Here is a 23,990-nt window from a genome sequence, read left to right on the forward strand (position 1 = left end):
AGTGAAATAGCGCAGCTTAATGGTATGGTGCGAAGTTGCAAACTTCGCACAGCCGAGTATTGGCTATGTACGTAAGTTAGTGACAAGAGTGAAATAGCGCAGCTTAATGATATGGTGCGAAGTTGCAAACGTCGCACAGCCGAGTTGCAAACTTCGCACAACTTTAGTGATGACACAAAGTTGCAAACTTCTATCAGCATCATTATCTTAATGGCCATGTTCAATAATGAAGGCTATAAAATAAGGGACCAAAGCAAACCGCACTTTGTAACGTTTACCGTTGTTGATTGGATCGATATATTTTCCAGACGGCGTTATAAGGATATTATTATTGAAAGCCTGCAATTCTGTCAAAAAGAAAAAGGAATGATAATAAATGGCTTTGTGATCATGAGCAATCATTTACATGCCATACTGCAAAGTGAAAATGAAGATCTTTCTGGCTTAATAGCTGATTTTAAAAAATTCACGGCCAAGGCCATTCTAAAATCTATACAAGAGGAGCCCGAAAGTAGGCGCGAATGGATGTTGGAACGTTTTAAGAAAGCGGCGTTGACCCATAGTCGTAACAAAAACTTTCAATTTTGGAAATACGGAAACCATCCAGAAGAAATCTATTCCGAAAAATTCATGTGGTCTAAACTGGATTACATTCATTTGAATCCCGTCAGGTCAGGGATTGTAGATAAAGCATCCAATTATATATATTCAAGTGCATCCAACTATGTTGAAGGCAATGGAATTTTAAACATAGTGTTAATAGACAATCCCGTTATCGATGTTTTAAAACCGAATACTTTTTGGAAAAGTATTTCTTGGTAGAATGTGATGCGAAGTCACAGATTACCGCTCTTCGAAGTCTTTGACTTCGTAGCGTATTGCGTAAGTAAGAGACAAGAGTGAAATAGCCCAGCTTAATAATATGGTCGAAGTTGCAAACTTCGCACAGTCGATGGCCTTATTTTTCGATTATACTTATATTTGGGTATACCAACGAAATCCATCCAATGAAAAGACTATTTCCATTATTTCTGCTCCTTATTTCCATTTCCGTTTTTGCCCAAAAAAAGGCGCTCGACCATTCCGATTATGCCATATGGAATACGATCAAAGGGGCCACTTTGGCACCGGACGGGGGCCATGTCCTGTATTCCTTGGAAAAAGGGGAGAAGGATAATTTCCTAAAAGTGAAAAATAGTCAAGGCAATACGGTTTTTGAACATGAGCGAAGTTCAAAAGGGATGTTCACCTATGATTCCGATTATGTGCTGTTTACCATTGAAGCTTGGAAAGACAGTGTAATTGCCATGAAGAGCAGAAAGGTGAAAAAGAAAGACCTTCCTAAGGACTCACTGGGTATTTTAAACCTCAAGACAAATAGTGAGACTAAAATCGGGAATGTAAAATCGTACAAACTTCCTGAAGAATGGTCAGGGTATGTGGCGTATCAATTGGAGGAAATAACCAAGAAAAAGGAGAAGGATGACGATGGGGAGGAAGAAAAAGATTCCGTCCCAGAAAAAAAGGATAAGAAAAAGAAACCCAAAAAAGTAGGTAAAAAAACCGGCTATCATGTGGTATTACGTAATCTGGAAACCCAAAAAGAGGATACCCTAAAATTCGTCACCCATTTTACCTTTGCCAAAAAAGGAAAATGGTTTGCCTACACTTCTACCGGAGTTGATAAAGAGGCTGATGCAGGTGCCTATGTCATCCATCTTGAAAATGGGGAAAAGACCAACATCCATAGTGCTAAAAAAGCGAAATACAATCAATTGCAGTTCAGTGAGTCGGGCAAACAGTTAGGTTTCGTTGTCGATACCGATACGACCAAAATACAGGTGAGGCCCAACGCCTTATATCTATGGACAGAAGGAAAAGCCATGGCCGAAAAACTGGTCGATTCCGAATCCGCACCCAAGGGGTATCTCGTTTCCTCCGATGGTGAAGTGAGCTTTTCCAAAGACGAATCAAAACTGTTCTTCGGGTTGCGTAAACCCCCGATCGTCAAAGATACCACCCTGACCGATGAAGAAATCGTAAACGTTGAGGTGTGGACGTACGATGAGCCACAACTCTACACGGTTCAGGAACTACAGTTGAAAAACGATACCATACGATCGTACCAAACCGTTATCCACCTTAAAAATAAGAAGTTGGTGCCCTTGGCAACCGCCGAATATCCTAACAGTGAACTTGGTGATGAGGGAAATGCAACCTATACACTCGTGGGCACAACGGAACCCTACGAATTGGAAAGTCAATGGAAGGGCTATCGTGAAAATGATTACGTGATCATCAACACCGCAACGGGGGAGATCAGGATGGAGGTAAAAAAATCACCCAGAATGAGCCTTAGTCCCAAGGCAAAATACACGTTTGGTTATAATGCCATTGATAGTACGTGGTTTACGTATGACATTGATTCAAAAGCCTACACCACGTTGACCAAGGGGAAGGTCTTTTATGATGAATTGAACGATTCCCCAAAATTTCCATCACCTTATGGGGTGGCCGGTTTTACTGAAAATGACGCTTCGATCATTTTGTACGACCGCTATGACCTCTGGGAATTCGATCCTAAATCAGGTTCGGGAAACCGATTGACCAAAGGCCGTGAAACCAAAACAAGATACCGTTACGTGCAGCTAGATGATGAGGAACGTTTTTTAAATCCAAAAGGAAAATGGCTGTTGAGTACGTTCAATGAGGAAACCAAAAACTCGGGTTATGCCTCGTATACCCCTAAAACCAAAAAGCTGGTTTCCTTGATTTCAGGACCCTTTCGGTATGCGAACGTAAAAAAAGCGAAATTGAGCGATCGGTTGCTGTTCACCAAAGAATCGTTTGAAGTGTTCCCTGATTTACATACTTGCGACATGGGTTTTAAAAAGATAACCGCACTCAGCAATGCCAACCCACAACAAAAAGACTACAACTGGGGTACGATTGAATTGGTGGATTTTACATCACTCGATGGTAAGGCACTAAAGGGGCTATTGGTAAAACCTGAAAATTTTGACCCCAAGAAGAAGTATCCGATGCTAGTGAACTTCTACGAACGCAGTACAGATAACCTATATCGCCATAGGGCACCAAAAGCCGAAAGATCATCGATCAACTATAGTTTTTATACCAGTCGTGGGTATGTAATTTTCAATCCCGATATCGAATATCGTGTGGGGTATCCTGGTGAGAGTGCCTACAATTGTGTGATTCCGGGCATCACTTCCTTGATCGAAAAAGGGTTTGTCGATACAAATAATATCGGTGTGCAAGGACACAGTTGGGGTGGTTACCAGATCGCTTATCTCGTTACGAAAACGGATATTTTCAAAGCCGCGGAATCCGGTGCACCCGTACCCAATATGATCAGTGCCTATGGCGGAATTCGCTGGTGGTCGGGTCTTAGTCGTCAATTTCAATACGAGCATACACAAAGCAGGATCGGGGGTACGCCTTGGGAATACCCTGCACGGTATATAGAAAACTCCCCCATCTTCAGTATAGACAAGATAAATACACCGCTGTTGATTATGCATAATGATGCGGACGGACATGTGCCGTGGTACCAGGGCATCGAATTTTTCGTAAGCCTTCGTCGTTTGGGAAAACCTTCATGGTTTCTAAATTACAACGGGGAACCGCATTGGCCGTTAAAACTTCAAAACCGAAAGGATTTCAATATCCGGATGGCACAGTTTTTCGATTATTATTTAAAAGGCGCGCCAAAACCCGTTTGGATGCAAAGAGGGGTACCTGCCATGGAAAAAGGGGTCAATCAGGGATTGGAGCTTATAGGAGCTGAAGAGTAGTTGTTTTATTTCGGCTCTAAAGCATTGATAAAATGGAAATATAGGTACGGGTCATGATATGCCATTGTAGTAACCCCATTTGAATGCTTGTTTTACGTACTCCCGCTAATAAGAATCAGACCAAAAGGATCCTTGGTTGTATACAAATAGTGGTTTATTAAGCGTTATATAAAAGTGGCTTTTGCATTGAAAGCCAATAGATATCAAAATAGTATCGCATGATTTTACCATTATTGTTAGGGATCGCAATGCTCGTCTGGGGCGGCATAAATTTTAGAAAGTACCTACTCTTTATCACCGGTATTAAAATGAAAGGAACGGTTACCCAGGCTGGATATAAGGAGCAAGGCATTCGAAGAAAAGTAGCCATGGCCGAAATCACATACAAATATGAAATTGATGGTAAGGAATATACCAATACGGAAATAAGTGATGAACAAAAGCATTTGTTCAAGACCCAATCCATGAAGGGTGAAACCATTGCCATCATGGTACGGAAAAATGCCCCTGAAATCGCCACATTGAGGTCTTCTGGCCATTACATCAAAAGTTTTATTTTCTTCCTGATCATCGGGCTGTTATCCGCTTTGGTAGGAATAGCGAGTATGTAGCCCATTCCTGATAGCAATCCAAACAGTATAGATATGGAGATAAAAGAAGTTGAACTAATCGTATTTTCAATCAAACGAAATGACGATTCCCTGCTGTATATGAAGTTTTATAAAACGGGAACCATCATACGACAAGGGGTTGCAGCGGCCCCACAGGTACAATCTTCCGGAATTGGGTTTAACAAGGATAAAAAATATTTTCGAACCCTTATTTCATTGATTCCAGGGAATCTTCTGGATCGTCCATTGGCCCATGAAGACAACATCGTAAATGATAAGGTAGAATATGTAATTGCTTTTTATGCCGCCTCCGACAATGGTTTTACCGAGGAACAGGCACATTGGACGAAATCTACCGGAGTGAGGTTTTTGTTGGACTCCAAAAGCAGTACCGGAAATGAGATGTTAAGTTTTGTGGAACGGTTTACGATGCAGGCGGTAGCGCTAACAGACGAATGGTACTTTGATATCATGATGAAGGGACATTTTGATATGCAAAGTCCACTCCTTACCAAAAACGATGTTATTACCGTACCAAAGGCGAAAGAGGAAAAAGAAAGGGACTACCAGAATTACATTGCACAATCTGTCTCCAAGATCAATGGGGATTGGACCGTACAGCCCTATCTGGACGACAAGGTTTATCTGGGTGCCGACCAAAAACAATATGCCCCTAGAATAGATACCAGTACGGGGAATTTTAGGATACTATTTTTCCCTAAGGAACTAAGTGGTCTTCAAATGAACTTTCCAATAGCGAAAAAACCGAAACGAAAAAAAGCGAATATAGATAAACCAAAAGGAAAACCCCACAGCCAGAGCCTATCGAAAAAACTAAGGTTGTTATAAGTGCCAAACCAGAAGTTCGCATCACAAAGAAATGGTGGGAGTTTTGGAAATGAAAAAATAGGGTGACAATAGTTGCTTTATTGGAAAGCATATTCCTATAATCTATGAAAGAAATAAAAGTGGATATGAAATTACCATCGATTCAAATCTATGGTTGATTCGGTTTCCATTAAGGATGACCATTATTGGTTCTATAATACTGGCAATTGTTGTGATTTTCAAATTTTAAAACACATCGATTTTCACTTTGGGATTTCATCTGATAATCAACTTTTTACAAATAGGATATTCCCAATTGGATTCATTGAAAATGATTAATTTTACTCCCTGAAAATACAATTAGTAACAATTCCGGTTAACATATATATACCGATTATTGGGAACATTTTAATAGTATGTATACAAAATTCACGAAAGAATCGGATTTCCTGTATGTTGATGTAAACGGAAGTTTTGCTTTAGATGCCTTTTTGGAAACATTAATAAAAATAGGATCGGAAGTTGAAGATAAGGTTATCATAGATGGCTCTTATCTAGAGAACACCGATATTTCGTATGAAATTAGGTATGAACTGGTAATAGCAGCGCAAAAATTTCTTAATGCCGGTACAAAATACGCTGTTATATGGCCTCCTAAGGATGTCAACAACTTTATAATGATTAATTTAAATCGTTTTGGCATTACAATCGAGGTATTCCCAAATTTGGTCAAAGCTAAAAAATGGCTTAAAATTCCTTCCTAAAAAACTGGACGATTAACTCCACGGGCGCGAATATCATTTCCGTGTAATCTTGTTGGGATCATAAAATATTAAAACCCAAGCCCATGACACACCAGATTAAAAATACCCTTGCGACCAACGACTTTATTTTAATGGAGGGGGCGGTCATTGAGATTTTACGTCGTGGTGGGAAGGTATCCTTTCACCCTGATCTTATCCATTCGCAACTGATATACGATACCGAGGGATCGCATGAACTTAGCTCGATTTTTGATTCCTACATTAAAATTGCCCAAAAAAAGGATGTACCCTACATCATGTGCACCCCTACATGGCGGGCCAATAAGGAAAATGTACGAAAGTCGGGCATAAAGGAGTCCGTTAATAGCGATGCCGTAACGTTTATGAAAAAGCTTCGGGATAATGCCGGTGATTTTAGTGAAAAAATACTGATTGGCGGAACCGTGGGCCCCAAAAATGATTGTTATACGCCTGGTGATGGACTTTCAAAAGAAGAGGCGGAAGAATTTCATACTTGGCAGCTATCGGAATTGCAAAAAGGGGGTGCGGATTTTATAATAGCCGAAACGGTTCCCAATGTTCAAGAGGCGTTGGGAATAGCCACTGCTACATCGAAACTGGACCTGGATTATATCATCAGTTTTGTGATTGGGAGAAACGGGAAAATTCTGGACGGCACGCCTTTATGGGATGCCATGCAGCTGATCGATACTACGGTCGATACGATTCCCCTGGGATATGGGGTTAATTGTGCGCATCCTTCTTTTTTATGTGCGGAGGGTCAACCTAAGGAAATGTATGATAGGTTGATCGCTTTTTTAGGGAATGCATCGGCGTTGGATCATTGTGACCTGGAAAATTCGGATTGCCTACACGTGGATAATGTAGTGGATTGGGGAGACGTTATGTTGCGGTTGAACCGTGAATTTGGAATACAGATATTGGGTGGCTGTTGTGGCACGGACCAAAGACATTTGGAGTATTTGACAAAGAATTAGAGAAATATGTCATTTCGACAACGTGAGGAACGAGCCATACCCATATCTTGATGCGATTCCGCTTTGTGCCTTATTCGGAATGACACTCGGACTTTAAAAAGTTTTCCGACCTATTTTTATTTTCGTAGCAAATCAAGGGATTTCCATAGGGGGACAAGGAAGGCGTCCATAGAGCATTATACGCTAGTGAAAGCGGCCTGGACGCTGTGGTAGTGGAAATTCCGTAGATTTCAAGAAAGGAAAAATCAGCCTAGCGTTATGTGTTTCTTTTTTTGGCAATGCAAAAAAGAAAAGAACATTCAAAAAGAGCACGGTGCACCATTGTTTTAGGGAGTCAGTTGCATCTTGGATTAACAAGTCAAGTAGCAACTATTTTGATAAAGGTATTTCCATTAAGGAAACAGGAAGGCATCCATAGCATATAAACCCTTGACATTTCGACAGCGTGAGGAACGAGCCATACCCATATCTTGATGCGATTCCGCTTTGTGCCTTATTCGGAATGACACTCGGACTTTAAAAAGAATGTCATCCTAGCGTTTTTTCGTTCTTTATAGGGTGATACAAAAAGAGGGACATCAAATGACGGTAGTATCCAAATTCGATTTATTAATAGTCTTTTTCACCCTGTTTGGGGTAGATAAAAATGTACTTTTGCATCTATATAAATAGGTTGTCGGTACTATAAAAACAAAGCATAAAAAATGAAAAACACACTTAATTTACTACTGATTATACTATTAATCGTTGGTTGTAAAGAAAATAAACCGAAATCCAATCCAAAAGAAATAGCACATAGTGCCGAGAACATACCCTACAATGGTACAGCAAGTGTAACCCAAGGCATAGCCACCACGATAACTGAAGATATTTATGCTTGTGAGCGTGGTCGAAAGACTGATGTTGGAGAGATTACCTCTACCGATGGCAAAAAATGGACCGTGCCTGCTCAAACAAATTATACGGATAATGACTTTCCATTTTCTGCAGATTTATTCAATTCCTGCGAAGGGAAGAATTATGCAACAGTAAAAGAAGCACTATCCCATTTTGATGATGCCAACATAATGGAAATTGACGCAGATGGCGAGGTTTTTACAGCCTATATATTTGCGGATAACTATTTTGAAATGTATGTGAATGGGGTAGCTGTGGGTAAAGACAAAGTACCTTTTACACAATTTAATTCCAGTATCGTAAAGTTTAAAGCCCAAAAGCCATTTACCATCGCCATGAAATTGGTGGATTGGGAAGAACACCTTGGTGTGGGTTGCGAAGCGAATAGAGGTAAATCGTTTCACGCAGGAGATGGCGGAATGGTGGCTGTAATTAAAGATGCAGCAAATACTATTATCGCAACAACGAATGAAAATTGGAAAGCACAGACATTTTACACAGCCCCGATCAAAGATTTAAGTTGTGTATCCGAAGATGGTAACTATCGCTATTCCAAAAATTGCGATACCGATGGAGGGCAAGATGGTACGTCGTTCTATGCCTTGCATTGGGAAACTCCTACCGATTGGATGATGACTGATTTCAATGATGCTAATTGGCCGAAGGCAACCACGTATACCAACCAGACCATTGGTGTGGATAACAAGCCTTCGTACACCAACTTTACTTCCATTTTTGATGATGCTGAAAATGATGCCGAGTTTATTTGGTCTACCAATGTCGTTTTGGATAATGAAGTTTTAGTCCGTTATACCGTTAAATAATAAAGCAATTAGCTCGTAACAAAAAGAAACCATCACAAAATGAAAAATAGTTCAATCCTCGGTATTACCCTGTTGCTTTTGTTTTTGGGGAATTCTTGTGCCCGTAACAAAGAGGCTTCAATTTACATGTACGATGATTTTAAAACCATCCATCCCGATTTTAAATTGAATAGTAAAGCGGTAGCCGATGGAAAATTATTGGAAGCTTTTAAATGTGAAGAAAAAGTAGCTGATGTGGAAAATTCTATCCCACTATCTTGGACTAACGTCCCTGAAGGCACAAAATCTTTGGCTATAGTCATGTATCACTATCCCCATAAGGATGATAAATCAGAAATAAATTCATACTTGCTATTATGGGGCATCAAACCATCGGTTTCCGAAATTCCGTATAAAATGGCGAACAACCCCAACTGGTATATGGGGTCCAATAAAGATGGAACAGCCATTTCCTATACCTCACCTTGTTCTCGGGGACCGGGAAAACATAGGTATACCATTGCTTTATTTGCATTGTCAGAAACACCAAAATCACTTCCTGAATCCAATGCTCTTGATGTTGATTTAAATACATTTATGAAAGCCATATCTGATGATATCGTCATTGATAGAACCACCTTGACGTTTTTGGATTCCAATTTATGAAAAACATTGTAACCCTATTAACAGTTCTGTTTTTATCCTTTGGAGTTTCTGCTCACGAGGGTGGACACGGTTCCCCAATTAAAGTTTGGCATTTTACAAATAGTGAAATGAACCTAAAGGCGGAATTCATTGAAAAAATTGACGAAACGGTGTATCTTATGAATGAGAAACACAAGATTGTATTCTTCAATATTTCAAACTTCACAAGTGAAGAGCAACACTATATTTTGAATAAGGCAACTTGGATTGGCGATAAAAACGGTTCAGAAACAGCGTATCCATTATTTTCAATAATCTATGCTAACCTTTTCATTATTTTTGGTGTTGTTTTGTTACTTTTTTCACTCTTCAGGTATAGGCAAAAAGGTTCTTCCAAAATCCTGGCTTTTAGTTCAATCGGACTTGCTTTTGTTATTATGGGATGTAAAACCAATAGTTCATCAAAAGGAATTAAAATGGCTACCAATAGCATTTCATTTTTAGAATCCGTATTTGGAGTCTTTGATAAAGTGACGACCCGCTTCGATAACAAATATTTCTACATAGAATCAGATGGTTTGCCCGAACACGAAATGATGACAGGCATAACCAATTGGCAACAACAGGTTCCCATTAATCACGATTATTCAGGTCCTAATGCTTGGGCAATTCCTTTGCAACCTGAATTGGCTGAAAACCCGCTATCGACCAAAGATAATTTTATGAAAGGAGCCATTGCCATTGCTGCGAATGGCATACCGATTTTTAATCCGTTGAACAATCGTGGTGAAGATGCCAACGCCATTGGGGAATTAGACCAATGGGGCGGACATTGTGGTAGGGCGGATGACTATCATTATCATTTACCACCTACGCATTTGCAGTCTAAAGTAGGAAGGGACAAACCCATAGCGTATGCCTTGGATGGTTTTCCAGTTTACGGAGAAACGAAAGAGGCTTTAGACGAGAATCTTGGACGTTTTACTTCAGACAGTACCTATCAATATCACGCAGTTAAGGAATTTCCGTATCTCATTGCAGCTATGAAAGGGAAAGTAGAATTCAATCCAAGAACCAAAGCACCGGAAAATGAAATAATGCCACAAGCAAAAACAAGAGGGGTTCGACCTGATTTAAGACCATTGCGTGGTGCTAAAATTATTGGTTTCAAGAACCTTGAACCCAACCAATATAGCTTAACATATGAAGTTGAATCATCCATTTATACGATAAATTATGGATGGGATAACAACGGAAAATATAACTACGAATTTATAAACCCAGACGGAACAATTACGAATTCGACATATAATAGGGAATAAAACCAGAGACAGTATAATTGGAGTGTATTTACTAAATTAGGAGTTGGGTCACCTAACCAATCATACTAACCCATGTCATTTAAGATTTGACAAAACAGTGAAAATATAGTGGCAGATTTCCCCGTAACGTGCACTATACCTGATACATTGGCATTAATTTGAAAAACAGAATTTGATTTGGAAATTATAGAAAAACATAAAAATGAATATATGATTTCAACCGACAAAAAAAAGTTGGATGTTTCATTGATTCACGATTTTTTGACGAACGAGTCTGGTTGGAGTGACGGAATATCCTATGAAAAGGTGGAAAAATCGATAAACAATTCACTGAATTTCGGAATTTATCTTGAGAACAAACTAATTGGATATGCAAGAGTGATTTCAGATTTTTCCACTATCGCATATTTGGGGGATATTTTTATTTTGAAAGAATATCGAGGTCTTGGATTAAGTAAATGGCTTATGGAGACAATTATGGAACATAAAGAATTACAAGATTTAAGACGGTGGATTTTATTGACAAGTACAGCGGAATGGCTTTATGAAAAATATGGATTCACAAAACTTCCCAAACCAGAAATCTATATGGAAAAATTTAATCCGAATGTTTACCTAAATAGAGAAATCTAAAACCAACAAAATAATTGTTTTATAATCCATCGATCCACTTATACGGATACATTTAGGTCCCTTTAAGGAGCTTATCTTGTGCTTTAGTTTTCCTACTCTGAAAACATACGAAACAGTATTCTTACAAAGCTTTTTTCCGTAAACAAAATCCATGTAATCATCATCCCTGTTAATTTATTAATAATCTATTATATTTATAATCAATAATTTAAAATCATCGTATACCAACAAGACGCGCTGTTTGTATAAAGAAAAGCAACCCTCTCGAACCAATTGAAAATGACCCAAACCGAACTCATAATTTTGAATCTTAATGAAATTAGGGAAAAAAGTATAAAACTATGGAATGGACTTCCTGAAAACCATTACAATTGGAAACCGGACAAAAATGCAATGAGTGCCATTGAAATGATAAGACATGTTTTGGAAGCCGATTATGGATGGAACATTATCATTAACCAAGGAAATATGACAGATTATGCAATACCTTGGAAAAATCGTCCATTCGTAAGTGTTACCGATGAACTTGAATTTGCCGAACCACATAGAAAAATATTTATGGAAAGTGTCGGACAATTTTCTGATAAGGAATTAAACGAAACTAAGGTCATTCACCCAGGCAATGGGGAAAAGAAAATCCTCGGAAAATATTTATTACGGATTGCATATCACGAATCTGTTCACGCAGGGCAATTCCTATCCTATTTAAGAGCAATGGGAATCGATCGCCCCCAAATATGGGACTGAAAATAAAAACGACACTATGAAAAAATCAACCTTTACGAATCTGATTGCCATTTTAATATGTTGTTCAACGCTCCAAATGCAGGGTCAGGAGTCTTGGATAGACACTTCGGTTCATAGAGGATTAACAGAATTGAAAACAGATTATTCCTTTAAAACCTTGACTTCAAATGATGCAATAAAAAACACAGCAGCAACGCTGAACAACTTAAACAGATCCAAACTGTATTTTGATAGGATTTTTCAAACAGAATTGGACTTCGCCGTCCTATTCATTGAAAATAAAGCGTGGGGTAAACATGCCTATTTTCCGCCACCTGGTTTACCCCAAGCCGGGAATGGAAATGTAATACTAGGATTGGATAAGTCGGTTGTTTCCCAGGAAGTAGAAAAAATGATTACTCAGTTACCTCAACAATATTGGGCTTCATTAAAACCCATTTACGGAGCGGATATCGATTTAGACCTATTTTACCGTGAGACCTTATCCATTCATGAATTAGTCCATCTTTATCATTTTAAGGAAGGAACCAAGCCACAAAGAAAGTGGTTACAGGAATTATTTGCCACAATGGGTATGTATGCCTTTATAAAAAAGGAATCCGTTTCTTCTTATGGATTAATGGATACCTATCCGGAATTTGTAATTCAATCTGGGGATGGAATGGCTGAGTTTAAAACACTCAAGGACTTTGAGGAAAAATATGTTCAAGAACTAACCCCACAAAACTATGAATGGTATCAAATGCAACTGTATCAAAACGCAAAATCCATCATTGATGCTGGCAAAAGTGATATTTTACCCAAGTTTCTCCATTTTTTGATTGACACGGATTTGAGCAAAACCGAGATACTTTCCGATTTCGAATTGTCAACTCGTTTGGAAAAGGAGGTGGGAAAGGAAATCGCTGATATTTTGATTAACTGGAAATATAAATAACGGTTATATAAACTCCGCTCTGCGAAGTCTGTGACTTCGTAGCGCCAAGCACTACCAAGTCTGTAACTTTAAACGATTGACAATAAACACGCTCTGCGGAGTCTGTGACTTCAAACCGTATTGAGTAAGTGACAAGAGTGAAATAGCGCAGCCTAATGTTATGGAGTGAAGTTGCAAACTTCGCACAGCTGAGCTTAACAAAAACAGAATACCAATATTCGATACAGGCCGTGAAAAGAACTCTATAATATTCCAAAAATCGGGAGGATATATTCACCGCTCTGCGAAGTCTGTGACTTCGTAGCGCCAAGCACTACCAAGTCTGTAACTTTAAACGATTGACAATAAACACGCTCTGCGGAGTCTGTGACTTCGTAGCGTATTGAGTAAGTGACAAGAGTGAAATAGCGCAGCCTAATGTTATGAAGCGAAGTTGCAAACTTCGCACAGCTGAGCTTAACAAAAACAGAATACCAATATTCGATACAGGCCGTGAAAAAAACTCCGCTCTGCGAAGTCTGTGACTTCGTAGCGCCAAGCACTACGCTGACAAGGACAATCTTGGTGCTTTTACTATGGTACCTGCTTCCTGAATACAGATTCATTGCAATTCCCTTTGGAATAGTAATAATCTATATCATTACATTAATGATTTTTAAGTACAGAAAAAAAGCGGAATGAAACCAATCGATAACAATACCTCTCTAAAAAAAAAAGCGTATTCCAGCACTATAAATCAAAATAAACCTTTTTTTCTTCCATTGGTTATTTGGGAATAGGGGCGTAGATATATGTGTATTAATGTGTTGGGAATCCATGTGCGATTATAACAACGATTCCGTTCAAAAAATTTAAAAAAGAATTCTTTCACTTTAAAAATTTATCATAATTTTGACCCGATTTTCGGTTACATATTCTTTTAAAAGAATGGTATTAAAAGGGAATCAGGTGTAAATCCTGAACAGTTCCCGCTGCTGTAAATCCCTTCCGGTTGTTCCGGAAAAAATCTTTTTGACAAACCACTGTCCTTTGGGATGGGAAGGGTTAAAAAGAGGGATGAGTCAGAAGACCTGCCGCAATTCACATAGACAGAGCTTTCGGGAGTTATAGCTTTGGGTAGATTTTCTATTCTGACCATATCCCCATTGTTTTGTTTTGTAAATAAGTTAATTCAAATTATTAACCTTAATACAATTCAAATGCAACGAACATCAACTTTTAAAGTATTGACCCTCTTGGCGGGTATCCTCTTTTTTTCATCCTGTAGCGACGACGATGAAGAAGAGATCGTACCTATGTCCTTTACCATTGCCGATTATCAGTCGGAATATGAGTTCACCTTGGGCGATACGTTGGTGATCGATCATGAAATACAGAATATTCCTTTAAATACTGGTTTTAGCTGGGTATTGGGTGAAACCGTAATCTCCACCACTAAAAACCTGGAGTATGTCCTTGGGGAAGCAGGGACCTTCGCACTTGAATTCAACGCAAAGGCGGATAACGATTCCCTCTTTAGGGCCTATCAGCTGACCGTAAATGATCCGTATGAGTTGTACTTTCGTCCAAAAACGGAAAGCAGTAGTTTATATATTTCAGAAATAATAGAATACAAACCCGCACCGGGACAGTTTATCAATGATACCTATGGTACCATGGAAGCTGCCGCGAAAATAGTCGGTGGAAAATCCGACCTTCTTTCCTTGGGAGCTTGGGGCGGCTACGTGGTTTTTACCTTTGACCATACCATTGAAAACCAGGCTGAAGCCAAGGATTTCGTAGTGTATGGCAATGCGATGAACGGACTTTCAGAACCCGGTATCGTAAAGGTTTCCTTTGATGAAAACGGGAATGGGTTACCTGATGATGCTTGGTATGAACTGGCAGGTAGTGTCCATGAAGCTGAAACCACTTTGCTGGATTATGCGACTACGTATACCAATCCCGGCGAGCATGCCGATGTAGCATGGGTCGATAACCGCGATACTAGCGGAAGTGTATTGGTCAGTTCTTACCATGCGCAGAACTACTATCCGCTTTTTATTGAAGAGCAAGAGCAGGTAACCTTTAACGGTACCAGGGTGTATCCTACGATAAATTCAAGTGGTTTTGTTTCTATAGACGCCTTGGAATGGGGGTATGTAGACAATTTTGATGCGGAGTATAGTATCTATGGCGGAAATGCCATGGAAATTGATTGGGCCGTAGATGCGGATGGGAATGTAGTGGATTTAAAAGGAATCGATTTTGTAAAGGTGTACTCCGGGGTACAGGAAAATGCGGGTTGGCTTGGTGAAGTCTCAACGGAGATCAAAGGTGCTTCAGACCTTTCGATGATTAATTAATGGCTATTCTTAGAGTTCAATATGGGATGGGGTCCACGTTTTACGTGGGCCCTTTTCTTTGCTTATATCCACCATCTTGCATCTCGGTTACGAGGGGTTAGGGTAATCGCTCTATTTGTTTCATCACCTGTTCCGCTTCAAATACTTTGGCATCGCTCATTTTACGATTGGTGGTAGAAAGGCTATGGGCCTCTTTCAAGAGCTTAGCGTATTGCGCTTGCAGTTTTTCTTTCTTCGTTTTCTTATTGAATAGTCCGAACATTGTTTTGTATTGGTAGGATGCCCCTAGGGATATCATGGTTTATGCTATAAAGATATATAATGTTTAAGAAATAATTATAAACATTAAACAAAATATAACATTTGCGTTGTTTCCAAGAACAGGTACAAGGTTGATAATTGTTGATAAGTCTGTTTTTCAGAGGGTTATGTTTGTCATATTTTTAATATGTGATATTCCGATCATTCCCGCTCTGCGAAGTCTGTGACTTCGTAGCAACCATACTTTTAGCGTACGATTTAATGTAAGTGTGGGAATAGGGTAGGGAATAGGTGTGTAAGTGTTAGTTACAACCGAACCATGGCTTTTGAATCGCAAATGTATTGGAATTAGGGTGTGGTACAGGGAAAAATACCCGACATTTGTGTTTTCATTACGACTATTTATTCATTATTTCTGTCCCCTCGAGCGGAGTCGAGAGGTTGTTTCATTGGCGTTTTTTTCAATAGGTCTCGACTGCGCTCGACCTGACATTTGTTTTTTCATTACAACTATTTATTAGTTATTGTTGTCCGTCCCCTCGAGCGGAGTCGAGAGGTTGTTTCATTAGCGTTTTTTTCAATAGGTCTCGACTGCGCTCGACCTGACAATTGGTTGTTCATTACGACTATTTATTTGTTATAGCTGTCCCGCTCTGCGAAGTCTGTGACTTCGTAGCAACTATACTTTTAGCGTACGATTTAATGTAAGTGTGGGAATAGGGTAGGGAATAGGTGTGTAAGTGTTAGTTACAACCGAACCCTAACTTTTGAATCGTTAATGTCGTGGAATTAGGATGTGGTACAGGGAAAAACACAGTATGGTTGTTAAAAAAGGCCCAGCAGATCATTGGATTGGATTTTCCCCAAGAGATGCTGAACATAGCCAAAGAAAAAATAACAGCTTTCCTTGCCAAATTAAAAATTCCAAATTCCAAAAGTCAAAAAAACCGAGGAACAAAACACAGTTAGAAAGCACCCAGATTAAAAGCTTGGGCGTATCTTTGGCGTGCGAAAAAGTAGCCGCATTAATTGTACAACCAATTGCAATAAACATATATAATTAGCATAAAAAAACATGGAAAGTAATAAACAAAAAACACATCAACTGGCATCGGAAAAATTGATCGGTTCCGTGGTATCGATCGGGACGGATAGTGCTACGGTTAAACTGACCATTACCGAAGAAATGATCGTTGATAGCTACCATCTTTCCCACGGTAGTTTTGTTTTTGGTCTGGCGGATTATGCCGCTATGTTGGCCGTAAACGAGCCGACCGTAGTTTTAGGGAAGGCCACTTCAAAGTTTTTGAAACCGGTTGTTTTACATGACGAGGTCACTGCCGTTGCTACGATCACCGATAATTCCAACGGAAAAAAAGTTACCGTATCGGTAGTGGTCGAAAACCAAAATAACGAACAGGTCTTTGAAGGGGAATTCGTTTGCTTCGTTTTGGAAAAACACATTCTGGAGGATTGATTTCATTGGGCTACCCTTTCTTCAAGGATAACCCAATGGAACAAGAACACCCGAGCCCAAATCATAAGACCAGGCAGGATCCCTCCCAAAAGTTGTGTATGGGTTAAAAAGATAACCGCTTCGGTTCATTTAATCCGGAATAAACGAATGGGCCCATGGCATTTGTCCAATCAAAATGGAAAAATGCCCCCTTCGCTATATCCCAAAGGTCATGATAATCACCAGAAGTAGTATGGCGCCTATAAATAAAGCGCCAGTAATAAGCAACACTCTTCCATCTCGTTTTTTTCTGTGCATAATTAGAAATTGGCGAATGGGAAGTCAGTAAATAACCTGAATAAAAATACGTATAATACCATGGCGAACATGGCCATGGTGAACCAAGTAAAAGCCTTGAAATAATTTCGGACTACGTAATTTTTTATACTCCTGAATTGGTCTGAATAAATCTCTTTAAAAAGTAAAACTGTTTTCATATAATGTTTGTTTGTTGTGGTTCAAAGATTGGGTGGTAATTGGGGTTTCCTTATAATTTTTCGGCAAAAGGCTGAAAATTGGCAGTGAACTGCACATAGACCCGAAAAATCTAGTGATTTACTAGGGATTGCAAAAAAGGTCGTACGGGTTTAAAAGTAAATTCTCGGGATGTTCTGCAACCACCTAAGTATGGGATTATGGATATGTGATGTGTTCGTGCCATCCCAAACAGCATGATAGGGCCTCAGGATGGGACGGATTGGTTCGCGACGTGATATATCGTGAAATTATAAATTCATGGGGTATTAAATCACCTTGTTAAAAAGGGTGACCACTTTGATACCCTATTTTATGCATATAAATTGGTAGTTCACAACATTTCTTAACCACACATTAATATTGAGTCTAGTTTTGTAGATGAATTTAAAAATGGGCAATTATGTATGCAGAGATTTATTTAGTGGATGATATGGAAATGGTGAACTTGGTGCATCAAGTATTGATAAGAAGGCTGGGGCTGGAAGACAGGACAAAGTCTTTTACCGATCCAGAGGAGGCTTTGGATGACTTGCGTTTCAATGGGAATAAAACGGAGCCGATACTGGTTTTGTTGGATATCTCTATGCCCGTGATGAGTGGATATGAATTTTTGGAATTCATGGTCCTTGAGGATTTCCCAACGAATATCGATGTGATGATAGTGACTTCTTCCAATTCTGAGGAAGATAGGACGTTGGCTGAACAATATCCCCAATACGTATTGGATTATGTTGCCAAACCTTTGCAGATTGAAAAACTAAAGCAATTTACATCAAAAACCCGTAGTGCGTAATACAAATACGATTCCGAAGGTTCCGATGTCTTAGGTCATCCATTTTTACACCTATGGTTCCATATAGGATATAGACCGCTTTAGATTCGGACAGAAGAACTTTTTGGTTAAAATGAAAAACGTAACCGCTCCCGCTAGTTTGCAACTAGTGGCCATTATGAATAAGTATAAGAGTGGGGATCAGTATAGTGTAAGAAAAAAAAGAAACCACGGCCAACAGCTGTGGTTTTTTAATTGGAATAAGACGGTCATACAACCACATGATACCATCTTGTGGTAGCGAGGAAAATCAAGGCTGGTTTCCGAACCTATGTAAAATAAATCGATCACCATTTAAATTGGGTAAATGGCCATTGAAACAGTGGGAATGGTAATTCATACAAAGAGGGCGAAGTATGGTTTAATTTCTAATTACCTTTAAATTGAATATCTTACATCTGATCTTGCTTCAATCAAAATAGTAACTTTGAATACAATGGCTACTTAAAAATGTATGCGTTTTAATACTAAGATTTGTATAGTGCTCTTTATGCTTTCCCTCTGTGGTATAGGAGCCCAGAATAAGCCAAGGGTTTGGGATACCCGTGATGGACTTTCCAATAATTGGATTTCTGATATTTCACAGGATGATAAAGGCTACATCTGGTTGGCAACCCAATATGGTCTTAACCGTTTTGATGGCTATACCTTTGAAAGTATAACCCACAACCCTGAAGACAGAAATAGTCCGGTTGCCAATTGGGTGAAACGGATTGCCAAAAAATCAAAAAATGAATTATGGTTAGGGGTTGACTATGGGGGTCTTGATTCATATGATATAACAAAAAATGAATTCGACCATCTGGCTATTGTTCATCAAAACGATACGATTACATCGATCAACAAACTGCTTACCGACCAAAATGGGAGTTTGTATGTAGCGACTGATGGTGGACTTTTCAAAAAAACCAACGACACGAATGGTTTTGAAAGGGTATTTGGCGGAAAGGTCATCGACCTTTTTAAAAATATCGATGGGGGTATTTTCTTTCTTTCTTCCTCGGGCATATTTGCTTTTAATGCCCAAAGGGGCAGTTGTAAAAAGGTTATCGATAATTCCGAAGAACGGATAAATAATATTTTTATCGATTCTGGGAATCGGATTTTCGGTCTGGAAAATGGAATGCTCTCAATCTACAGTAATTCTAATGGTACCTACACGATTTCCAGAAAACTTAAACTTGAACCATTGGTTTCATTGCGTTTTGCTGATAACCCGATCATTGAGGATTCGGAAAACAGAATTTGGATCGGTGGCGAAAAGGGTATTTCCATTGTGGATAAAAATAGAGATGCCATTGAATTCCACTCCTACCTAAACTTATTTGAAAAAGATTTGGAAGGCGTTCAGGCCCTTAGTTTTTTTGAGGATGTACATAAAAATATATGGATCGGGACTAACAAGGGGTTGGCACTGATCTCCACTTTTTCAAATCGTTTCCAATCAAAAAATATACCCCCTATTGGCACTGATTTGCATGATATCAGGGAATTTAACCAAGTGAACGGCACCCTATTGATAGCCGCCAATGAAGGAGTATTCAGTGTCAATGAAGAAAAACAGGTGCAAAGCATCCTTAATAAAAAAATCTATGGCATGCACGTATCCGATTCGGGTCATATTTATGCTATCGGTAATGGCTTTTATGAGATAGACACCACTTCTTTCAAGGTGAAAGTATTATCGTCCTCCTATTTTAAAGGGGGTTGGTCTATAGCGGAAGATGCGAGCGGTGATTTATGGATGGTCTCTATAGGAAACTTGATTTGTTATCGAAAAGACTCAGGGGTATTCGAAACCTATGACACCAAGAAGATGCCAAAGTTGAACGATATTCCGATAATTGATCTATTGGTTGATGCTAATGGCAGGCTTTGGTTGTGTTCTTTGTACTCTGGGGTGTACGTTTTGCAAAATCCTCAAGAACTAAAATTGGGGGGGGAACCCCAATTTAGTAATATCAATTACATATCGGGAAATAAAAAAAGTCTTTCCCATCGCTTGGTCACATCGCTATTGGAAGCTTCCGATGGAACTATTTGGGTCGGTACCGATGCAGGCCTGAATGCCATAAATCCTTTGACTTTTGAAGTCAAGAGATATCTTAAAAAAGATGGGCTCAAGGATGAAAAAATAATGGCGTTGACAGAAGATGATTTTGGGAATATCTGGGGGAGTACCGTTGGTAATGGCATCTTTCAATTGGATAATAAAACGGAGGGCTTTAATTTTTTTGGACAAGAGGATGGGTTGAATAGCAGTAATTTCCTACTGTCTTCTGCCTATAAGAACGCCAAGGGGCTGCTTTTTTTTGGGACCGATGCCGGAATGGAGGTAGTCAACCCCAAACTTTTTAAGGATTTCGTTAAGCCAAAAATCGATTTTTTCTTCACCCATGCCCAATTGGTTCCGCAGGCCAGTGAAGAAACGGTACGAAAAATAAGTCCACAACAAGATGAAATTATTCTGGATCATGAACACAACTCATTCATCATCAATTATACAACCCTTAATTACCATTTGGCCGAAAAAACAAAGTACCAATATAGGGTCGGCAATCTTAGCGATACATGGCAAAATAACGGTAGTGAACGTGGGGTGACCTTTAATAGTCTGTCCCCAGGAGAGTACGAACTCGAAGTTGTTGCCATGAATCCCGATCTCGATTTCATTACCGATAGGCTTCGTTTGAAAATAACCATTACCCCACCTTGGTGGCGAACAAAGCTGGCCTATTGTTGTTATTTCTTGTTCCTGCTATCCATATTCTTTGGTGTACATAAATATTTACTCCGTAGAAATCTCGATATCGCTGAAAAAAGAAGACTTCAAGAACTTGATGTTTTTAAGACGACTTTTTTCAACAATGTGGCCCATGAGTTTAAAACACCCTTGGCCGTTATTTCAGGTATGGCCAATAACCTTCGGAAAAAAAGAAATAAAGAGATCGACCATTCGGCAAAAACCATAATCAGGAATAGTAATGAGCTGAATGATCTTGTAAACCAGATTTTGGATCTTTCCAAACTCGATGTTGGTAAATTGAATCTCACCCTCGCCCATGGCGATATCATTGTTTATCTAAAATATATATTGGGTTCATTTGGGTCTTTGGCCGCTGCAAAAGAAATACGCCTGCATTTTCTAAGCAGCGTAGAAACACTTTTTATGGATTTCGATGCCCAAAAAATTAAATTTATTTTCTCCAATCTTCTTTCGAATGCCATTAAGAATACACCTGTAAAGGGGGATGTTTACCTACAGATATCACATCGTGATTTGCAGGCCGAATTTGTTGTTAAGGATAATGGTATCGGTATTTCAAAAGAAGATTTAAAATTGGTTTTTGAACGTTACCATCAGGTTAAGGGGCACATGGGGGGCACGGGTATCGGATTGTCCTTCACAAAGGAATTAGTACATCTGATGAACGGTACAATCAGTGCTAAAAGTACGATTGGACAGGGGTCTAGCTTTAAAGTGATTCTCCCCATTGTACATAAAGCCACGGAACAGATCCTATTTGATAAGGAATACCAAACTATTCATCTGGATAGAAGGGAGCTTCGACCGAACAGTAGTGAAATGGCGATCACTCTTCCGATCGTTCAGATTATTGAGGACAATTTGGATATCTGTTCTTATCTGGAATCTATTTTAAGAAATGAGTACCACCTGAACTTCGACCACAATGGCGATAGTGGGGTGAAAAACGTTTTTGAAACTGTGCCGGACTTGGTTATAACAGATTTAATGATGCCTGGTAAAGATGGATTTGAGGTATGTAATGAAATAAAATCCAATCCAATTACCGACCACATTCCCATAATCATGCTTACTGCAAAATCGGATTCCGAATCGAAACTGGAAGGATTGAAGCTTGGGGCCGATGCGTATTTGGAAAAGCCCTTTGATGAAAAAGAGCTTACCATCCGAATAGCCAAATTGCTGGAACAAAGGGAAATTTTGCGTAAAAAATATCGAAATCCTGATTTTTGGAAACAGAACGATTCCGAGGTCAAAAAGGAAACCGATGCGTTCATTCTCAAAGCCCGGACGATCATCGAGGAAAATATCGGTGATAGCGGGTTTGGAATTCTGGAACTTTGTAGGGCCTTAGGTGTTAGTCGAAGCAACCTGCACCGAAAATTAAAGGCCCTTACTGATTTGTCTACTAGCGCATTTATACAAATGGTCAAACTTCAAAAGGCAAGGCAACTATTAAAAACCACCGAAAAGAATGTATCGGAAGTAGCTTATGAGGTCGGATATGACGATCCCGCCTACTTTTCGAGATTGTTTTCAAAGACGTTTGGGTATCCACCTAGTGAAACACGTAAAAATCAGTAAAACAGCCTGTTATACTGCTTTGTTTTAGACCACACGCAACAATACTCCAAGAATTAAAAGATTGCCGAAGGGAATAGTCCAAACATCGGCTACAATTATACCCACCCGTTTTTTGTAATCCCTATAGTTTTGTCAACGACCTTAACAGATAGGTATTTCCCCGACCTTATCTGACCGGTTAATTGGATTCAAATCCAACCCATACCCAGTAGATGCTCTTACACCTTTAATTATAAACAATTTGGTTATGCGAGATGATAAAACCTTAAGTACGCTAGAGGAAATCAGGGCCATTAGCTTTTTTTCAACGTCATTAAGTACCAAAGAATCGATTGATGAGATACTTTGGGACATTACCAAAAACGTGATACACCGTTTGGGGTTGGTTGACTGTGTCGTGTACACCTACGACCATGACAAATATGAATTGACGCAACATGCGGCCTATGGCATTAAAAACCCATCCGATGAGTGTATTTACAATCAAATAAGGCTTGATCTGGGCGAGGGTATCGTTGGTAGTGTCGCCATGTCAAAATCTGCGGAAATCATCAACGATACTTCCAAAGATCCGAGATACATAGTTGATGACGCATCGCGACTATCGGAAATATGTGTCCCCATTCTGATCAATGGCAATCTTTTCGGGGTTATCGACTCCGAACATCCCGAGGCAGGCTTTTTTACGGAGAAACACTTGTGTTTATTGAATATTATAGCGGCCCTATGCGCGCAACGTATCAAAGAACTGCATACGAAGTCAAAAATACAGTTCAGTACAGCCCATAAGTACTTTAAGAAATTGGAAGAGCTGATGCGCTTTAAAAAACTATATCGTAATCCATGCCTTAGCCTTTCCTCGGTTGCAGAAGTTTTGGGTATTTCCGCCTGTTACCTTTCAAGTATGATCAACAGTCTTTTGAACAAAAGCTTTATCGATTTTATCAATGAATATAGAATTGCGGATGTAAAACAAAATCTAGGTTCTGATAACTTTGCCCATTATACGATTGTTTCCGTAGGGCTCGAAGCAGGATTCAATTCCAAATCCGCTTTTTATTCCGCTTTTAAAAAACATACGGGTTTGACCCCTCTACAGTATAAGAACAATTTGTATGCCATGTCCTGATTTTTGTGGGCAATCCATATCAAATCACAAGGTATGGGTTTTGTTTACGATAATCTCCAATGCACCATTGGGCCTTACC

At 39.3% G+C, this 23,990-nt stretch carries 20 protein-coding genes and 1 riboswitch; of the genes, 18 read left to right on the forward strand and 2 right to left on the reverse strand.

Annotated elements, in window-relative coordinates; translation table 11 throughout:
* Positions 1 to 180: 180 nt before the first annotated feature.
* From LX92_RS14700 to LX92_RS14765, 13 genes are all read left to right on the forward strand, one after another.
* Positions 181 to 822: an REP-associated tyrosine transposase gene (locus LX92_RS14700; RefSeq protein ID WP_394340347.1), complete on the forward strand. Its 642-nt coding sequence runs from the start codon at positions 181 to 183 to the stop codon at positions 820 to 822.
* Between the two features lie 185 nt (positions 823 to 1,007).
* A complete protein-coding gene (locus LX92_RS14705; protein ID WP_109652124.1) occupies positions 1,008 to 3,815 on the forward strand; it encodes an alpha/beta hydrolase family protein in 2,808 nt (935 codons plus the stop codon).
* A gap of 218 nt (positions 3,816 to 4,033) precedes the next feature.
* Positions 4,034 to 4,426: a DUF3592 domain-containing protein gene (locus LX92_RS14710; RefSeq protein WP_109652127.1), complete on the forward strand. Its 393-nt coding sequence runs from the start codon at positions 4,034 to 4,036 to the stop codon at positions 4,424 to 4,426.
* A gap of 33 nt (positions 4,427 to 4,459) precedes the next feature.
* Positions 4,460 to 5,275 carry a hypothetical protein gene (locus LX92_RS14715; protein ID WP_109652131.1) on the forward strand — a complete coding sequence of 272 codons (816 nt, stop codon included), beginning with the start codon at positions 4,460 to 4,462 and terminating at the stop codon, positions 5,273 to 5,275.
* A 395-nt stretch (positions 5,276 to 5,670) separates the two neighbouring features.
* Positions 5,671 to 6,018 carry a hypothetical protein gene (locus tag LX92_RS14720; protein ID WP_109652134.1) on the forward strand — a complete coding sequence of 116 codons (348 nt, stop codon included), beginning with the start codon at positions 5,671 to 5,673 and terminating at the stop codon, positions 6,016 to 6,018.
* 83 nt (positions 6,019 to 6,101) lie between these two features.
* Entirely contained in the window at positions 6,102 to 7,016 is a 915-nt protein-coding gene (locus tag LX92_RS14725; RefSeq protein ID WP_109652136.1) for a homocysteine S-methyltransferase family protein, read from the forward strand.
* Positions 7,017 to 7,720: 704 nt separating this feature from the next.
* Positions 7,721 to 8,737 (forward strand): hypothetical protein, encoded by a 1,017-nt coding sequence (locus LX92_RS14730; RefSeq protein ID WP_109652139.1) that lies wholly within the window; start codon positions 7,721 to 7,723, stop codon positions 8,735 to 8,737.
* A gap of 39 nt (positions 8,738 to 8,776) precedes the next feature.
* Positions 8,777 to 9,382, forward strand: a complete 606-nt coding sequence (locus LX92_RS14735; RefSeq protein WP_109652142.1) for a YbhB/YbcL family Raf kinase inhibitor-like protein — start codon at positions 8,777 to 8,779, stop codon at positions 9,380 to 9,382.
* Positions 9,379 to 10,683 (forward strand): YHYH protein, encoded by a 1,305-nt coding sequence (locus LX92_RS14740; RefSeq protein WP_109652145.1) that lies wholly within the window; start codon positions 9,379 to 9,381, stop codon positions 10,681 to 10,683. Before LX92_RS14735 ends, LX92_RS14740 begins: the two co-directional genes overlap by 4 nt.
* 177 nt (positions 10,684 to 10,860) lie before the next feature.
* Positions 10,861 to 11,316 (forward strand): GNAT family N-acetyltransferase, encoded by a 456-nt coding sequence (locus LX92_RS14745; RefSeq protein ID WP_109652148.1) that lies wholly within the window; start codon positions 10,861 to 10,863, stop codon positions 11,314 to 11,316.
* Positions 11,317 to 11,595: 279 nt separating this feature from the next.
* Positions 11,596 to 12,063, forward strand: coding sequence for a DinB family protein (locus tag LX92_RS14750; RefSeq protein ID WP_109652151.1), 468 nt, complete (start codon positions 11,596 to 11,598; stop codon positions 12,061 to 12,063).
* Between the two features lie 16 nt (positions 12,064 to 12,079).
* Positions 12,080 to 13,000, forward strand: a complete 921-nt coding sequence (locus LX92_RS14755) for a hypothetical protein (RefSeq protein WP_146197843.1) — start codon at positions 12,080 to 12,082, stop codon at positions 12,998 to 13,000.
* 887 nt (positions 13,001 to 13,887) lie between these two features.
* Positions 13,888 to 14,092, forward strand: a riboswitch (cobalamin riboswitch).
* A 107-nt stretch (positions 14,093 to 14,199) separates the two neighbouring features.
* Positions 14,200 to 15,345: a PKD domain-containing protein gene (locus tag LX92_RS14765; protein WP_109652159.1), complete on the forward strand. Its 1,146-nt coding sequence runs from the start codon at positions 14,200 to 14,202 to the stop codon at positions 15,343 to 15,345.
* Positions 15,346 to 15,442: 97 nt separating this feature from the next.
* On the opposite strand, the gene LX92_RS14770 is transcribed toward LX92_RS14765, so the two are convergent.
* The gene (locus LX92_RS14770) at positions 15,443 to 15,643 is read right to left on the reverse strand and encodes a Lacal_2735 family protein (protein ID WP_394340348.1); all 201 of its coding nucleotides are present in this window, start codon (positions 15,641 to 15,643) and stop codon (positions 15,443 to 15,445) included.
* A 746-nt stretch (positions 15,644 to 16,389) separates the two neighbouring features.
* Between LX92_RS14770 and LX92_RS22770 the strand changes: the two genes are divergently transcribed.
* Together LX92_RS22770 and LX92_RS14780 are read left to right on the forward strand one after the other, a co-directional pair.
* Positions 16,390 to 16,575 (forward strand): methyltransferase domain-containing protein, encoded by a 186-nt coding sequence (locus LX92_RS22770; RefSeq protein ID WP_244915934.1) that lies wholly within the window; start codon positions 16,390 to 16,392, stop codon positions 16,573 to 16,575.
* 106 nt (positions 16,576 to 16,681) lie between these two features.
* The gene (locus LX92_RS14780) at positions 16,682 to 17,083 is read left to right on the forward strand and encodes a PaaI family thioesterase (RefSeq protein ID WP_109652162.1); all 402 of its coding nucleotides are present in this window, start codon (positions 16,682 to 16,684) and stop codon (positions 17,081 to 17,083) included.
* A 299-nt stretch (positions 17,084 to 17,382) separates the two neighbouring features.
* Here LX92_RS14780 and LX92_RS22460 read toward each other — a convergent pair whose 3' ends face one another.
* Positions 17,383 to 17,559: a DUF6747 family protein gene (locus LX92_RS22460; RefSeq protein ID WP_170117857.1), complete on the reverse strand. Its 177-nt coding sequence runs from the start codon at positions 17,557 to 17,559 to the stop codon at positions 17,383 to 17,385.
* Between the two features lie 440 nt (positions 17,560 to 17,999).
* On the opposite strand from LX92_RS22460, the gene LX92_RS14785 reads away from it, so the two are divergent.
* The 3 genes from LX92_RS14785 to LX92_RS14795 all read left to right on the forward strand — a co-directional run bounded on the left by LX92_RS14785 (position 18,000) and on the right by LX92_RS14795 (position 23,911).
* On the forward strand, positions 18,000 to 18,392 hold the full coding sequence (locus LX92_RS14785) for a response regulator (RefSeq protein WP_109652164.1): 393 nt from the start codon (positions 18,000 to 18,002) through the stop codon (positions 18,390 to 18,392).
* 493 nt (positions 18,393 to 18,885) lie between these two features.
* Positions 18,886 to 22,782: a hybrid sensor histidine kinase/response regulator transcription factor gene (locus LX92_RS14790; RefSeq protein ID WP_109652167.1), complete on the forward strand. Its 3,897-nt coding sequence runs from the start codon at positions 18,886 to 18,888 to the stop codon at positions 22,780 to 22,782.
* A gap of 247 nt (positions 22,783 to 23,029) precedes the next feature.
* Positions 23,030 to 23,911, forward strand: a complete 882-nt coding sequence (locus tag LX92_RS14795; protein WP_109652170.1) for a helix-turn-helix domain-containing protein — start codon at positions 23,030 to 23,032, stop codon at positions 23,909 to 23,911.
* Positions 23,912 to 23,990: the final 79 nt, after the last annotated feature.

The organism is Maribacter polysiphoniae, assembly GCF_003148665.1.
Classification (GTDB): domain Bacteria; phylum Bacteroidota; class Bacteroidia; order Flavobacteriales; family Flavobacteriaceae; genus Maribacter_A; species Maribacter_A polysiphoniae.

Excerpts from the sequence above, each read along its gene's own strand:
- LX92_RS14720 (WP_109652134.1), top strand. The coding sequence starts at position 5,671 with ATGTATACAAAATTCACGAAAGAATCGGATTTCCTGTATGTTGATGTA.
- LX92_RS14705 (WP_109652124.1), top strand. The coding sequence starts at position 1,008 with ATGAAAAGACTATTTCCATTATTTCTGCTCCTTATTTCCATTTCCGTT.
- LX92_RS14715 (WP_109652131.1), top strand. The coding sequence starts at position 4,460 with ATGGAGATAAAAGAAGTTGAACTAATCGTATTTTCAATCAAACGAAAT.
- LX92_RS14710 (WP_109652127.1), top strand. The coding sequence starts at position 4,034 with ATGATTTTACCATTATTGTTAGGGATCGCAATGCTCGTCTGGGGCGGC.
- LX92_RS14725 (WP_109652136.1), top strand. The coding sequence starts at position 6,102 with ATGACACACCAGATTAAAAATACCCTTGCGACCAACGACTTTATTTTA.
- LX92_RS14740 (WP_109652145.1), top strand. The coding sequence starts at position 9,379 with ATGAAAAACATTGTAACCCTATTAACAGTTCTGTTTTTATCCTTTGGA.
- LX92_RS14765 (WP_109652159.1), top strand. The coding sequence starts at position 14,200 with ATGCAACGAACATCAACTTTTAAAGTATTGACCCTCTTGGCGGGTATC.
- LX92_RS14795 (WP_109652170.1), top strand. The coding sequence starts at position 23,030 with ATGCGAGATGATAAAACCTTAAGTACGCTAGAGGAAATCAGGGCCATT.
- LX92_RS14750 (WP_109652151.1), top strand. The coding sequence starts at position 11,596 with ATGACCCAAACCGAACTCATAATTTTGAATCTTAATGAAATTAGGGAA.
- LX92_RS14755 (WP_146197843.1), top strand. The coding sequence starts at position 12,080 with ATGAAAAAATCAACCTTTACGAATCTGATTGCCATTTTAATATGTTGT.
- LX92_RS14770 (WP_394340348.1), bottom strand. The coding sequence starts at position 15,643 with ATGATATCCCTAGGGGCATCCTACCAATACAAAACAATGTTCGGACTA.
- LX92_RS14735 (WP_109652142.1), top strand. The coding sequence starts at position 8,777 with ATGAAAAATAGTTCAATCCTCGGTATTACCCTGTTGCTTTTGTTTTTG.
- LX92_RS14730 (WP_109652139.1), top strand. The coding sequence starts at position 7,721 with ATGAAAAACACACTTAATTTACTACTGATTATACTATTAATCGTTGGT.
- LX92_RS22460 (WP_170117857.1), bottom strand. The coding sequence starts at position 17,559 with ATGAAAACAGTTTTACTTTTTAAAGAGATTTATTCAGACCAATTCAGG.
- LX92_RS14780 (WP_109652162.1), top strand. The coding sequence starts at position 16,682 with ATGGAAAGTAATAAACAAAAAACACATCAACTGGCATCGGAAAAATTG.
- LX92_RS14785 (WP_109652164.1), top strand. The coding sequence starts at position 18,000 with ATGTATGCAGAGATTTATTTAGTGGATGATATGGAAATGGTGAACTTG.
- LX92_RS14790 (WP_109652167.1), top strand. The coding sequence starts at position 18,886 with ATGCGTTTTAATACTAAGATTTGTATAGTGCTCTTTATGCTTTCCCTC.